We start from the raw sequence: 13658 nt of genomic DNA on the forward strand, positions 1-13658 counted from the left end.
CCGGCGCGCGCAGCGCCAGCAGCCCCGGCCGCAGCGGCGCCACCCCCGGTCGCAGCTCCTCGGCGGCGGCGAGCACCGGCTCGAAGGCCCGGGCATCCCGGTCGGGCGACGCGGGGTAGACCAACAGCTCGGGGCAGCGCGACTGCGCGTCGCGGCGGCGCATCCCGCGGCGTACGCCGAAGGCCCGGGCGCCGCCGTTGCACGCCTGCACGATGTTGGCGCTGAACACCGCCGCCGGCAGGTGCGTCGGCAGCCCCTCGTCGACCAGGGCGGCGACCACCGGCCAGTCCGGGCACCACACGACCATGACCCGTGCGACCACTAGCTGGCCTCCTCCACGACCCGGGCGGGCGCGACGGCCGGCTCGGCGCGGCGGTAGGTCTGGTCCGCCGCGGGGAACCACAGCGCCCCGCGGCGCGGCGGCGCCGAGCCCCGCTGGGCCTCGACCAGCAGCCGACGCGACCGTAGGTGCCCCTCGCCCTGACCGACCCCCGACCAGGCGGGCTCGCGGGTGGTCAGCCGTACCTCGCAGCGCGGCCAGTCCCCGGGGTGTGCCTCCAGCGCGACCAGGGTGGCGGCGCGCAAGCGCTGCCGGGCGGCCAGCTTGCCGGCGACCTGCTCGGGGACCCGTCCGGGCGGACGGACCACCACGAGGGTGACCACGTCGAGGAGCGCGGCGGTCACCTCCAGCCACTGGTCGCCGGGGTCGGGCACCAGCACCGTCCGGTCGAGGTCGATGCCGAGCGCGTACGCCGCCTCCGCCCCGAAGTCGCCCACCCCCACGACCGCGCACCAGCTGCCCGTCCGCGACGGGCCGGCCATCAGCGCGAGCGCCAGGCTCGCGCTGTCGACGGCGTAGCTGCTGCCGGCCCGCAGCTGGACCAGCCCCGCCAGCGCCGGGTGGGTCTCGAGCGCGAGCTGCGGGACGCCGTCATGCATGCGCGCCATCCGGCCGCGCAGCTGCGCGATCGTGTCAGCGGTGCTGGTCGGGGTGCCCACACCCCATCATCGAACATGTGTTCGAGTCAGTCAATCGGGCGGCCGGACCTGTCAGCCGAAACCCGCACGACACGCCGATGCCCCTCGGCGTGTCGTGCGGGTTTCACCGGCCGACCGGTGAAACCCGCCGGCGCGTCACCCGCCGTACAGCGAGTCGATCAGCTCCTGGTTGTTCTTCTCCACGATGTTGCGCTTGACCTTCATCGAGGGGGTGAGCTCACCGGACTCGATGGTCAGGTCGTGGTCGAGGAGGCGCCACTTCTTGACGGTCTCCCACCGGTTCAGGCGCGAGTTGAGCTCGTCGACGTACTCCCCCACCATCTTGTGCACGGCGTCGGAGTTGACGATCTCGGCGTACGACGCGCCGACCATGCCGTTCTCCTCCGCCCAGCCGGCCATCGCGTCGGGGTCGAGGGTGATCAGCGCGACCACGTAGTTGCGCTCGTTGCCGAACACCAGGAACTGGCTGGCGTAGGGGCAGACCGCCTTGAACTTCGACTCGATCGCCGACGGCGCGACGTACTTACCACCGGAGGTCTTGAACAGGTCCTTGATCCGGCCGGTGATCGTGAGGAAGCCGTCGGCGTCGAGGCTGCCCTTGTCACCGGTGTGCAGCCAGCCGTCCTCGGTGAGCGTGGCGGCGGTCTCCTCGGGCAGGTTGTGGTAGCCGGCCATGATGTGCGGCCCGCGCAGCATGACCTCGTCGTTCTCGCCGATCTTGACCTCGGCGCCCGGCAGCGCCGGACCGACGGTGCCGATCTTGTACGTCGCCGGGTGGTTGACCGTGGCGCCCGCGGCGTTCTCGGTCATGCCGTAGCCCTCGAGGATGAGGATCCCGGCGGCGTGGAACCACTCGGCGATCTCGGCGTTCAGCGCGGCCGAACCGGAGATGAAGAACCGCACCCGGCCACCGAAGCGCTCGCGGACCTTGCTGAAGACGAGCTTGTCGAACAGGCCGTGCTGGAGCCGCAGCGGCAACGGCACCGAGCGGCCCTCGCGCTTGTGCTGGTCGACCTCGATGCCGACCTCGAAGGCCTTCTTGAAGATCTTCTCCTTGGCGCCGCCCTCGGCCGCCTGCATGGTCACGATGCGCGCGTGCGCCTTCTCGAAGATGCGCGGCGCGGCGCCCATGAACGTCGGCTTGACCACGCCCAGGTTGTCGACGATCTTCTCGACCCGGCCGTCGATGGCGGTGGCGAAGCCGCAGGCCAGCTGCGCAGAGAGGAGCACCTTGCCGAACGAGTGGGCCATCGGCAGCCACAGGAACTGCAGGTCGTCCTCGTGGAGGATGTCCTGCACCTGGATCGCGGTGCCCTCGTAGACCCACGAGCGGTGCAGCAGCCGCACCCCCTTGGGCCGACCGGTGGTGCCGGAGGTGTAGATCAGGGTCGCGAGCTGGTCGGGCGCGATCGAGCGGACCGTCTCCTCGACGACGCCGGGGTGCTCGGCGAGGTAGGCATCACCGAGCTCCGCCAGGTCGTCGAGCCCGATGATCCAGTCGCCGTCGGTCGTGCCGTCGAAGGTGACGATCTTGGCGAGGTGCGGCAGCTCGTTGCGGTGCTCCTTGAGCTTGGCGATCTGCTCGTCGTCCTCGGCGAAGACCACGCGGCACTCGGAGTCACCGAGGATGTACGCCGTGTCCTCGGCGTTGGTCGACGGGTACACGGTGGTCGTGGCGCCCGCGGCGCACATGATCGCCAGGTCGGCGAGGATCCACTCGTAGCGGGTGCCGGCCGCGATGCCCACGCGCTGCTCGGACTGGATGCCCAGCGAGAGCAGCCCGGCGGCGAGCCTCTCCACCAGGTCACCCGCCTGCCGCCAGGTGACCGACTCCCACGCCTCACCCCGGGGGTAGCGGAAGGCCTCGCGCTCGGCGGAGGCCGCCACGCGGTCGAGGAACTGGAGCGCGAAGTTCTGGGTGAGGTTGTCGACGAAGCCGGCGTCGTAGTTGGGGACGCTGCTGGCCTGGGCGGTCATGGGCACTCCTGCGGTACGGCCGAGGGAACGGGGTTGCGGAGTAACCTAGATCACTTGTCGAACTGGCGGGTAGCAAACCCCCAGTACGTGGACGTCAGCCGCGGGCGGCGACGTACTTCTCGGCCGTCTCCCGCGCCTCGGCGACCAGGCCCTCGACGCGCAACAGCTCGGGCAGCAGGTCGGTCCGCGTGGTCAGCGCCCGGTACATCGTCGAGACGGTCACGCCGTGGCCGGGACGGTGGACGACGGCGATCTCGTCACCCGCGCCGACCTCGCCCTCGACGAGGACCCGCAGGTAGGGCCCCGGCCGGCCGACCGCGCCGAACCGCTTCACCCAGGCTCGGTTGTCGTAGCCACCGACGCCCATCCAGCCCTTGAAGTCGTTGCACGGGATGCGCACGCTGGCGACCTCGAACTCGGCCGTCCCGATCCGCCAGCGCTCCCCGACCTCGGCCCCGTTGACGTCGAGGCCACGCGTGGTGAGGTTCTCGGCGAACATCCCGTCGCGGATCTCCTGTCCGAGCTCGGCCGCCCACCAGTCGAGATCCTCGCGGGCGAAGACGTAGACCGCCTGGTCGACGCCGCCGTGGTGCTTGGTGTCCCCGACCTGGTCGCCCTCGAGGCCGAGGGTGCGTACGGCGACGCGGCCGGCCACCGGCCGCTTGTCCATGCCGGAGTGGCCGAGGTTCGCGTACGGCGCGTCACGGTCGAGGCCGACGTTCACGGAGTGCAGGATCGCCACGCGCTCATCCTCCCAGGCCGACGGCTCAGTCCTGAACCGATTTCGCGACCGCGACGCAGCGCGTCAGGTAGTCGTCGTCCGGGACCAGCCGGACGGTGCCGGGCGGGTCCTGGAGCCGCCACAGCGCGTTGCACATCATCCGGAGGACGACCCAGTCGCGGGCGCGGGCCTCGTCGAGCCCGGCCACGTCGACCAGGGTGTGGAACCGCAGCCGGATCCCATCGCGCACGCTGCGCGTGGCCGAGAGCAGCTCCTCCCACCGGTTCCACAGCATCGGCGCAGGCTCGTAGTGCGGGTCACCGCTGAGCGGCTTGGGGTCGATGGCCAGCCACGGCTCGCGGTCGCCGGCGAGGACGTTCGCGTAGTGCAGGTCGGCGTGCACCAGCCACCCGTCGGTGGCCTCGTCGGCCACGAACATGCGGCCGATCGACACCGCCTGCTCCACCATCCGCCGGGGCACCGGCGCGTCGCGCGGGAGCGCAGCGAGCTCGTCGCACCACCGGGTCACGCACGAGGACAGCGTGAGGAGCTGGGGCGGGGCGGGCACGTGCAGGCGCTCGTAGAGGGCGCCCACGACCTCGCAGGCCTCCACGTCCCACACGTCGCCGAGGTCCTCGGGATGCAGGCGCTCGAGCAGCAGCGCGAACCGGTGCGGGTCGGCGCGCAGCAGCTCGACCGCGCCGTCGCCGTGCCAGCGCTGCAGCGCGACGTGCTCGAGCTCGGCCTCCCAGTGCGGCCAGCTCACCTTCAGCGCCGCCGGACGCCCGCCGGCGGTCCGCACCGGCAGCACGAGCGCGCAGTAGCCGTGCGTCGCCGGTCCATCCGCGGTGAGCTGCCAGTCCGCCAGCAGGTCGCGCACCAGGCCCGGGAGCCGGTCGAGGAACGCGGCCCACTCCGGCCCGCGGCCGGCGTACGCCGAGAACCCCTCCGGGACCACCACCGTCACTCCCCCATCCCACCAGACCGGTGGTCACCGATCACTTGCCGATCTGGAAAGTGTTCGATAGCTTTCCAGCATGGAAAGTGACGAGATCCGCCAGGCGCTACGTGAGGCCGAGCGTGCCGAGGCCGCACCGTGGACGGACTACCCGCCCACCCCACGGTGGTACCCACCTGCCACCGGCCTCTGGGCGGCGGGCCTCACCGCGGTCCTCGGCGGCCTCGACGGCCTCCTCCACAGCCTCGGCGTGCTCAGCCTCGTGATCCTCGAGCTGGCCTTCCTGCGCTGGTACACCCGCTACCGCGGCGGCATGTGGCCCACCGGCCGGCCGCCGCGCGAGTTCCGGTCCGCGATCGCCTGGTTCCTCGTGGCCCTCGCGCTCATCGCAGGGGCGGCCCTCGCGCTGGCGACCGTCAGCCTGGTGGCGGCCGTGGGGCTCGTCGCCGTCTCGGTCACGCTCGTCGTGGCGCGCTACGAGCAGGCGTACGCCGACGCCGCGCGCCGCGCCCGCGAGCGGCTCGCGTGAGCGAGCCCGCCGTCGGAGAGGCCGCCTCCGCGCTCGAGGGGCTCGACCCGGTCCTCACCGCCCCGAAGCGACTGGCGGCCATGGCGCTGCTCAGCCGGTCGGCGGCGGCGGACTTCGCAGTGCTGCGCGAGCACCTCGGGGTCAGCGAGTCCGACCTGTCCAAGCAGATGTCGGCGCTGGCCGCCGCGGGCTACGTCACCGCCCGCAAGTCCGGCCGCGGTCGCGGCAGCGTGACGACGTACGCGGCCACCCGCGACGGGAAGAAGGCCTACGCCCGCCACCGCTCAGCGCTCGAGGCGATCCTCAAGGGCTGAGCGTGGTCCGGATCCAGTGGTCGGGCGGCAGGTCCGGCTTGCCCGGGACCGACTCCTCGGCCTCAGCCCAGGCCTCGCCCCAGAGCTCGCTCGCCACCCCGCGCCAGAACGCGGCAGCCGCCTCGTTGCCGTGCTGGAACGGGATCGACCAGGCGCCGGGGTGCCGCTCCACGATCTCGCGAGCCAACCACCCGCCCAGACCGCCGCGTCGGGCCGCCGGCACCACGAAGAACGCCTGCATCGTGCAGGTCCCGGACCCGACACCGCGCACCGTCGCGAACGCGACGGGGGCGTCCTCCCCGGTGTTCGGGTGCGGCCGCCAGGCCAGGTAGCCGGCACCATCGGCCCGCGGGTGCTCGTCGAGCCACTCGTGCCGGTAGCGACCGTCGGCGTACGGGAATCCGCCGACGATGGCGCCGAGGTCGTGCCGGAAGTCCTGCCAGAGCCAGGCGACGATCCCCCACTCGCTGTCGGCAACCGGCCGGACGACCGGAGGTGGGGTCACTTCTTGCCCTTCTCCCCCGTCGGTGCGTTGGAGAGCGCGGCGATGAACGCCTCGGGCGGCACCTCGACGGTGCCGATGTTCTTCATCCGCTTCTTGCCGGCCTTCTGCTTCTCGAGCAGCTTGCGCTTGCGGCTGATGTCGCCGCCGTAGCACTTGGCGAGCACGTCCTTGCGGATCGCGCGGATGTTCTCGCGCGCGATGACCCGCGCGCCGATCGCGGCCTGGATCGGGACCTCGAACTGCTGCCGCGGGATCAGCTCCTTGAGCTTGCCCGCCATCATCACGCCGTAGGAGTACGCCGCGTCACGGTGCACGATCGCGGAGAACGCGTCGACCGGCTCCCCCTGGAGCAGGACGTCGACCTTGACCAGGTCGGCCGCCTGCTCACCGGATCGCTCGTAGTCCAGGGACGCGTAGCCCTTGGTGCGCGACTTGAGCTGGTCGAAGAAGTCGAAGACGATCTCGCCCATCGGCAGGGTGTAGCGCATCTCGACGCGGTCCTCGGAGAGGTAGTCCATCCCCTGGAGGCTGCCGCGCTTGGTCTGGCACAGCTCCATGATCGTGCCGATGTAGTCGCTCGGGCTCAGGATCGTGGCGCGGACGACGGGCTCGCGGATCTCGGCGATCTTGCCCTCGGGGAACTCGCTGGGATTGGTGACCTCGACCTCGGAGCCGTCCTCCATCTGGACGTGATAGACCACGTTGGGCGCGGTGGAGATCAGGTCGAGGCCGAACTCCCGCTCGAGGCGGTCCCGGGTGATCTCCATGTGCAGCAGGCCGAGGAAGCCGCAGCGGAAGCCGAAGCCCAGGGCACCGGAGGTCTCCGGCTCGTAGGTGAGCGCGGCGTCGTTGAGCTGGAGCTTCTCCAGCGCCTCGCGCAGGTCGCCGAACTGGTCGCCGTCGATCGGGTAGAGCCCGGCGTAGACCATCGGGTTCGGGTGCTTGTAGCCGCCGAGCGCCTCGCTCGCGGGGCCGTTCTGGGTGGTCACCGTGTCGCCGACGCGAGACTGACGCACGTCCTTCACGCCGGTGATCAGATAGCCGACCTCGCCGACGCCGATCTCGTTGGCCTTGACCTGCTCGGGGCTGATCACGCCGAGCTCGAGCAGCTCGTGGGTCGCGCCGGTCGACATCATCTTGATCCGGTCGCGGTGGGTGAGCTTGCCGTCGACCACCCGCACGTAGGTGACCACGCCGCGGTAGGTGTCGTAGACGGAGTCGAAGATCAGCGCGCGGGCCGGCTTGTCGGCCTCCCCCACCGGTGCCGGCGTCTGGTGGACGATCTCGTTGAGGAGCTCGGGGACGCCGATCCCGGTCTTGGCGCTGACCCGCAGCACGTCCTCGGGCTCGCAGCCGACCAGGCCGGCGAGCTCGGCGGCGTACTTCTCCGGGTTGGCGCCGGGCAGGTCGATCTTGTTGAGCACCGGGATGATGTGCAGGTCGGCGCCCATCGCGAGGTAGAGGTTCGCGAGCGTCTGCGCCTCGATGCCCTGGGCCGCGTCGACGAGCAGGATCGCGGCCTCGCAGGCCTCCAGCGAGCGGGACACCTCGTAGGTGAAGTCGACGTGGCCCGGGGTGTCGATCATGTTGAGCACGTAGGTGCCGGGCTCGGCGCCCGCGGTGTTGCCGGCGGGGACCGTCCAGGGCATCCGCACCGCCTGGCTCTTGATCGTGATGCCGCGCTCGCGCTCGATGTCCATCCGGTCGAGGTACTGCGCCCGGGCGCTGCGCTCGTCGACCACGCCGGTGAGCTGCAGCATCCGGTCGGCCAGGGTCGACTTGCCGTGGTCGATGTGCGCGATGATGCAGAAGTTCCGGATGATGGCCGGAGGGGTCTGGCCGGGCTGCGGTGCACTCATGGTGGCGCCATTGTTCCATCGGGGCGCCGGAATGCCTTACTCCGTGGCGATCAGTCCACGCTCTCGCCCGCGAACCCGATCAGCCAGTGGAGGCCGTACCGGTCGACGACCTGGCCGTCCCAGTCACCCCACGGCCGCACCTGAAGGTCGTCGACGACCCTGCCCCCCTCCGTGAGCCGCGAGAACCACGTGCGCATGGTCGCGGGCTCGGCCGTGCCGAGCAGCGAGAGCATCAGGCCCTCGCAGCTCACGGGGCGCTCGTCGCCCGCCGCGTCCGCGCCCGAGAGAGCCACCGGACCCTCGACCAGCATGCCGTGGGCGATCGCGTCCCCGGGGCCGTCGTCGCGCCGGAACTCGGCGAACGTGTTGAGGTGCACGGTGCCGCCGAACACGTCGCCGTAGAAGCCCAAGGCCTCGCGAGCCGTGCCAGGGAAGAACACATAGGGAGTGGGAGCCGTCACGGGCAGCGTGCTAGGGAGTCCTCAGGCCCTAATCCACGCTCTCGACGAACTCCTTGGTCTTGGCGATCGCGAACCCCCAGCCCTGCTCGAGCGTCGGCTTGGGCGGTACGGCGATCTCCGAGGGGTTGGTCAGCACGTCGAGCAGCACCGGCCCGTCGTGGGCCAGCGCCTCGCGGACCGCCGCGTCCACCGCGTGCGGGTCGTCGACCCGGATGCCGCGCAGGCCGATCACCTCGGCCACCCGGGCGAAGTCGGGGTTCTCCAACGTCGTGCCGAAGGCCGGGAGCCCGACCTGCTCCATCTCCAGGCGCACCATCCCGAGGCTGCCGTTGTCGAACACCACCAGCTTGACCGGAAGGTCGTGGGTGGCCGCGGTGATGAGGTCGCCGAGCAGCATCGACACCCCGCCGTCGCCGCAGAACGCCACGACCTGGCGCGTGCGGTCCAGCGCCTGGGCGCCCAGCGCCTGGGGCATCGCATTGGCCATGGAGCCGAGGTTGTAGGAGCCGAGCAGCTGGCGACCGCCGCCCATCCGGACGAACCGCGCCAGCCACGTCGTCGCCATGCCGGTATCGGAGGTGAACACCGCGTCCGCCGTGGCGTGCCGGTCGAGCGCGGCGGCCAGCAGCTCGGGCCGGACCCGGCCGTCGGGGTTCTCGGCCTTGCGGCGCAGCAGCCCGCGCGGCTTGCTCTCGTAGTCGGGGTCGGTGAGGTGCACCTGGCGCTCGCGCCACGCGTCGTACGACGAGCGTGTCTCCTCCAGCAGCGACCGGTCGGCCTTGGGCTCGAGCAGCGGGAGCAGCGCGTCGAGCGCGAGGCCGGTGTCGCCGACCACGCCGTGGTCGACCGGGTGGCGGCGGCCGATGTGGGAGCCGTCGGCGTCGACCTGCACCACGACCTTGCCGTCGGGGTAGAACGCCTTGTACGGGAAGTCGGTGCCGAGCATCAGCAGCAGGTCGCATCCCTCGAACGCGACGGCGCTCGCCTTGTTGCCGAGCAGGCCTGACTGGCCGACCTCGAACGGGTTGTCGCCGTCGAACGCCTCCTTGCCCTTCAGCGTGACGACCATGGGCGCGCCGAGCCGGTCGGCGAGCTCGAGGACCCGAGCCCGCGCGTGGCCGGCGCCATGGCCGACGAGGAGCGCCACCCGGTCGGCGGCGTTGATGGCGGCGGCGGCCGCGGAGACCGACTCGGGGGTCGGCGCTGCGGCCGGCTGGTCGGTGACGAAGCGCGGCACCGGCGTGTGCTTGGGCAGCTCGAGGTCGCCCACGTCGCCGGGGAGCGTGAGCACGGCGACGCCACGCTGCTGGAGCGCCGCGTTGCCGGCCTGCTCGAGAAGGGCCGGGAACTGCTCGGCCGTGCTCACGGTGGCGTTGAACACCGCGACGTCGGCGAACAGCACCTCGTTGTCGACCTCTTGGAAGAAGTCGGTGCCGATCTCCTCCCGGGGCACCTGTCCGCAGATCGCGAGGACCGGCGCGTGTGACTTCTTGGCGTCGTAGAGGCCGTTGAGCAGGTGGATCGCGCCAGGGCCGACGGTGCCCATGCACACACCGAGCCGACCGGTCAGCTGCGCCTGCGCGCCGGCCGCGAACGCACCGGCCTCCTCGTGGCGCACGCCCACCCAGTCGACTCGCTCCTCGCGGCGGATCGCATCGGTCACGGGATTGAGGGCGTCGCCGACCACGCCCCAGACCTGGGTGACGCCGTGGTCGGCAAGGGCCTGGATGAGCAGCTCAGCGACGGTGGTCATGGGTCGGGAGTACCCGCGCCGGGTTGGGGCAATCGGTTCGCGGCCGCCGACCGGCGTGCACGAGGATGGACGCGTGAGCGCCGTACGCCGTCCGACGACCATCCCCCACGGCGAGACCGCCCGACGGCTCGAGTGGCCGCACCTGCCGCCGCGCATCCGGGCCCTCGTCGAGGAGCGGTGCGGCTCGCCCGTGGTCGACGCGGAGTCGCAGGGCGCGGGCTTCACCCCCGGCTTCGCGTCGGTGCTGACCTGTGCGGACGGCTCGCGACACTTCGTGAAGGCCGCCTCGCAGAAGGCGCAGCGCCTGTTCGCCGAGGCCTACCGCGAGGAGGCGCGCAAGCTCACCGCCCTGCCGGCCGATGCCCCCGCACCCCGGCTGCGGTGGCTGCACGACACCGGACATCCGGAGGACTGGGTGGTGCTCGGGATCGAGTACGTCGCGGCGCGGCAGCCGGCCCGGCCGTGGCGATCGGAGGACCTGGCGGCGTGCGTGGCGATGACCGAGCGGATGGCCACCACGCTCACCCCACCACCCGAGGGCCTGGTCGTCGACGAGTTCGCGACCGAGTTCGCCGAGTGGCCGGCGTACTGGGACGACGTCCGCCGTGAGCACGCCGAGGAGGCCGCCGCCCTGGCCGCGCGGTTCACCGAGGTCACGGGCGGGACGACCCTGGTGCACACCGACGTCCGCGACGACAACCTGCTGCTCGCCCCGGACGGCCGGGTGCTGCTGTGCGACTGGAACTGGCCGGTGACCGGGGCCTCGTGGCTCGACACGCTGTTCCTGCTGATCGGGCCGCGGGGTGACGGGCTGGACGTGGACGCGGTGCTGGCGGACTCGCCGCTCACCCGCGACCTCGACCCGGAGGCGATCGACATCGTGCTCGCGCTCGTCACCGGCTACTTCCTGCGATCCGCGGACCAGCCGGTGCCGCCGACCTCGCCGTACATGCGAGACGCGCAGCGCTGGCAGGGCGAGGTGTGCTGGGAGTGGCTCTGCGAGCGGCGCGGGTGGGGTTTCGAGACGGGTCGCTGAGCCCCGCCCTGGCGCGCGTGTCTCAGCCGAGCCCTCCTCAACCTCCCCCGCTGACGCTCGCGCGTCGCAGGCTCCGCGCGAGCTGCGGGTGAATTTGGGCGGCTGAGCGGGGCGCTGCTAACCTTGTCCGTCGCGTGTCCGGCTGTCCGCACGCCGATGCGCACCCCTGACATCACACCCTGTCCACACCGACCAGAAGGCTGCTCCAGTGGCGAACATCAAGTCCCAGATCAAGCGGAACAAGCAGAACGAGAAGCGTCACGAGCGCAACAAGGCGGTCAAGACCAGCCTGAAGACCGCCGTGCGCAAGTTCCGCGAGGCCGCCGAGGCCGGCGACAAGGACTCCGCCGTGGCGCTGGGTCGCGACGCCGCCCGCAAGCTGGACAAGGCCGCCTCGAAGGGTGTCATCCACAAGAACCAGGCCGCGAACCGCAAGTCCGCGATCGCCAAGAAGGCCGCCTCTCTCTGAGCTCAGATCTTCCACGTTGACCCGCCCGAGAGTCTCGGGCGGGTCGACGTCATTTCGGGGTCGGGCGTCGGCGGGCGTCCTCGGGAACGATCAGCGGGGCTCGCGCAGGGCGGTGATCGTCAGGACCAGCCGCTCGAGGGTGTACGACGGGTCGCTGGCCGCGCCCTTGATGTCGGCGTCGGCCTGGGCGACCGCGCGGATCGCCCGGGCGATGCCGCCGTCGGACCAGCCGCGGGACTGGTCGCGGATCGTGCGCAGCTTCCACGGCGGCACGCCCACCTCGCGGGCCAGGTCGGCCTCGCGCATCCCGCGCGGTGCCGCCTTGTAGCGGGCCACCCCCCGCGCTCCCCCGGCGAAGGCCGAGGTGACCAGCACCGGCGCGGTGCCACCGTCGAGGGCCCACCGCAGCTCCTCGAGCGCGGCGGTGCGACGTCCCCAGAACGCCGCGTCGGCTACCGCGAACGACTTGGCCTCGGCGCGACCGCCGAAGTACTGCTTGACCTTCTCGACGCTCAGCGGCTGCCCGGGAAAGTCGTTGGTCAGCTGGTCGGCGGCCGCCGACAGTGAGCGCAGGTCCTGGCCGACCGCCTGCACGAGGAAGTCGGCGGCCTCCTGGTCGATCGTCGAGCCGTGACTGCGCACCTCGGCGGCGACGAAGCCGGGGAACTCCGAGGGCCGCAGCTCGCCGGACTTGGACTCGGTGACCGACGCGAGCTTGCGCAGCTTGGTGAGCGTGCCGCTCCCCTTCTGCCCGCCGCCGTGCACCAGCACCAGCGCGACGTCCTCGGACGGCGCCGCCGCATAGGCCACGAGCCCCTCGACGGACTCCTCGGGCAGGTTCTCGAGGCCGCGCACGACCACGCACCGGATGCTGGAGAACAGCGACGGAGCCGCGAGCTCCCCGAGGGTCGCCAGCGTGAGGTCGCTCGCGGCGGACTCGGCGAGCTCGGCCTCGGCGTCGTGGGCGCGGACCGCGGCACGCACCGCGGCGACCGTCCGCTCGTTGAGGAACTCCTCCTTGCCGGTCACCAGCGTGACCCGGCCCAGAACGTCTGCCGCGCGCGGCTGCGAGGGACCTGCCATGGTGCGCTCACCCTAACGCGTGGCCACCGACAGCCCGCCGTCCGAGCCGTCGCCGACCACCGCGATGTCGCCGTCGCGGTCGGTGCGCAGCACCCGGATCCCCGCGTCGGTGAGCGGGTCCAGTGTCGAGGCCGCCGGGTGGCCGTAGTCGTTGTCGGCCCCGACCGAGACCAGCGCCGCTCGGGCGCCCAGCGAGAGCAGCCAGTCCTCGTCCTGGTAGCGGCTGCCGTGGTGCGGCACCTTGAGCACGTCGACGCGCAGCCCGGGGAGCGCTCGAGCGAGTGCGGCCTGCCCCTCCGGCTCGACGTCGCCGCTCAGCAGCAGCCGCAGCCCGCCGACCTCGACGAGCAGCACGACGCTGGCCTCGTTGGCCGTGCTGCCGTCGCCCGGGCCCACCGTCGGGGAGTCGGCCGGCGGCCAGAGCACCTGGAAGGAGACCGCCCCCACGCGACGCGTGGCACCGTACGGCGCGGGGACCGCCTCGACACCGGTGCCCGCGAGCGCCTCACCCACCTCGGCGACGCCCTGGGGCGGGTCGAGCAGCCGGGTCGTCTCGACCGCGCCCACGGTCCGGCCGCCGAGCACGCCGGGCAGCCCGTCGACGTGGTCGGCGTGGAAGTGGGTCAGCACGACCAGGGGGACGGCGTCGATCTCGAGCCGATCGAGGCAGGCGTCCACGAGACCCGGGTCGGGGCCGGCGTCGACCACCACGGCGGTGTGCGGCCCGGCGTTGAGCACGAGCGCGTCCCCCTGGCCGACGTCACACGCCACGAGGACCCACCCGGCGGGCGGCCACCCCGGTGTCGGCACCCGGACCAGCACGGCCACGACCAGAACCGCGCAGCAGGCCAGGCCGGTGGACCGGCGCCGGAGCACCAGCGGGCCCGCCAGCGCGACGACGGTCACGAGCAGGGTCAGCGCGAGGAGCGAGGCCGCCCCCGTGCCCCACGCGAGGGCGGCGGACGGCAGGTCGGCGCCGCGGGTGGCGACCACC

General features: G+C 72.2%; 14 protein-coding genes and 1 pseudogene. 4 read left to right on the forward strand and 11 right to left on the reverse strand.

What is annotated here, in order from left to right:
- The 5 genes and pseudogenes from VGD85_RS17625 to VGD85_RS17645 all read right to left on the reverse strand — a co-directional run.
- Positions 1–322 (reverse strand): annotated as a pseudogene (locus VGD85_RS17625) (DNA polymerase Y family protein); the annotation flags it as partial.
- Complete coding sequence (locus VGD85_RS17630; protein ID WP_331064737.1) at positions 322–999, reverse strand: hypothetical protein; 678 nt, start codon at positions 997–999, stop codon at positions 322–324. The gene VGD85_RS17630 and the pseudogene VGD85_RS17625, both read right to left, overlap by 1 nt.
- A 135-nt stretch (positions 1000–1134) precedes the next feature.
- A complete protein-coding gene (locus tag VGD85_RS17635; protein WP_331064738.1) occupies positions 1135–2976 on the reverse strand; it encodes an AMP-dependent synthetase/ligase in 1842 nt (613 codons plus the stop codon).
- A gap of 94 nt (positions 2977–3070) precedes the next feature.
- Positions 3071–3718 carry an MOSC domain-containing protein gene (locus tag VGD85_RS17640; RefSeq protein WP_331064739.1) on the reverse strand — a complete coding sequence of 216 codons (648 nt, stop codon included), beginning with the start codon at positions 3716–3718 and terminating at the stop codon, positions 3071–3073.
- 25 nt (positions 3719–3743) lie between these two features.
- Positions 3744–4664 (reverse strand): aminoglycoside phosphotransferase family protein, encoded by a 921-nt coding sequence (locus VGD85_RS17645; protein ID WP_331064740.1) that lies wholly within the window; start codon positions 4662–4664, stop codon positions 3744–3746.
- 70 nt (positions 4665–4734) lie between these two features.
- On the opposite strand from VGD85_RS17645, the gene VGD85_RS17650 reads away from it, so the two are divergent.
- Together VGD85_RS17650 and VGD85_RS17655 are read left to right on the forward strand one after the other, a co-directional pair.
- A complete protein-coding gene (locus VGD85_RS17650; protein ID WP_331064741.1) occupies positions 4735–5184 on the forward strand; it encodes a hypothetical protein in 450 nt (149 codons plus the stop codon).
- On the forward strand, positions 5181–5498 hold the full coding sequence (locus VGD85_RS17655; RefSeq protein WP_331064742.1) for a transcriptional regulator: 318 nt from the start codon (positions 5181–5183) through the stop codon (positions 5496–5498). Before VGD85_RS17650 ends, VGD85_RS17655 begins: the two co-directional genes overlap by 4 nt.
- Here VGD85_RS17655 and VGD85_RS17660 read toward each other — a convergent pair.
- The 4 genes from VGD85_RS17660 to VGD85_RS17675 are packed head-to-tail and all read right to left on the reverse strand — an operon-like array spanning position 5488 to position 10076.
- On the reverse strand, positions 5488–6003 hold the full coding sequence (locus VGD85_RS17660; protein WP_331064743.1) for a GNAT family N-acetyltransferase: 516 nt from the start codon (positions 6001–6003) through the stop codon (positions 5488–5490). The genes VGD85_RS17655 and VGD85_RS17660 overlap by 11 nt on opposite strands.
- Positions 6000–7862, reverse strand: a complete 1863-nt coding sequence (lepA, locus tag VGD85_RS17665; protein WP_331064744.1) for a translation elongation factor 4 — start codon at positions 7860–7862, stop codon at positions 6000–6002. The genes VGD85_RS17660 and lepA overlap by 4 nt, the downstream gene beginning before the upstream one ends.
- Before the next feature lie 50 nt (positions 7863–7912).
- Positions 7913–8323 (reverse strand): hypothetical protein, encoded by a 411-nt coding sequence (locus VGD85_RS17670; protein ID WP_331064745.1) that lies wholly within the window; start codon positions 8321–8323, stop codon positions 7913–7915.
- Positions 8324–8351: 28 nt separating this feature from the next.
- Positions 8352–10076: a thiamine pyrophosphate-dependent enzyme gene (locus VGD85_RS17675; RefSeq protein ID WP_331064746.1), complete on the reverse strand. Its 1725-nt coding sequence runs from the start codon at positions 10074–10076 to the stop codon at positions 8352–8354.
- Positions 10077–10149: 73 nt separating this feature from the next.
- Here VGD85_RS17675 and VGD85_RS17680 point away from each other — a divergent pair, with 73 nt between their 5' ends.
- Together VGD85_RS17680 and rpsT are read left to right on the forward strand one after the other, a co-directional pair.
- On the forward strand, positions 10150–11112 hold the full coding sequence (locus VGD85_RS17680) for a phosphotransferase (RefSeq protein WP_331064747.1): 963 nt from the start codon (positions 10150–10152) through the stop codon (positions 11110–11112).
- Between the two features lie 208 nt (positions 11113–11320).
- Positions 11321–11581, forward strand: coding sequence for a 30S ribosomal protein S20 (gene rpsT, locus VGD85_RS17685; RefSeq protein ID WP_331064748.1), 261 nt, complete (start codon positions 11321–11323; stop codon positions 11579–11581).
- Between the two features lie 90 nt (positions 11582–11671).
- On the opposite strand, the gene holA is transcribed toward rpsT, so the two are convergent.
- Together holA and VGD85_RS17695 are read right to left on the reverse strand one after the other, a co-directional pair.
- Entirely contained in the window at positions 11672–12664 is a 993-nt protein-coding gene (gene holA / locus VGD85_RS17690) for a DNA polymerase III subunit delta (RefSeq protein WP_331064749.1), read from the reverse strand.
- 12 nt (positions 12665–12676) lie between these two features.
- A partial coding sequence (locus tag VGD85_RS17695; RefSeq protein WP_331064750.1) for a ComEC/Rec2 family competence protein occupies positions 12677–13658 on the reverse strand: 982 nt, incomplete at its 5' end.

The organism is Nocardioides sp. (assembly GCF_036401255.1).
In the GTDB taxonomy this organism is placed as follows: Bacteria; Actinomycetota; Actinomycetes; order Propionibacteriales; family Nocardioidaceae; genus Nocardioides.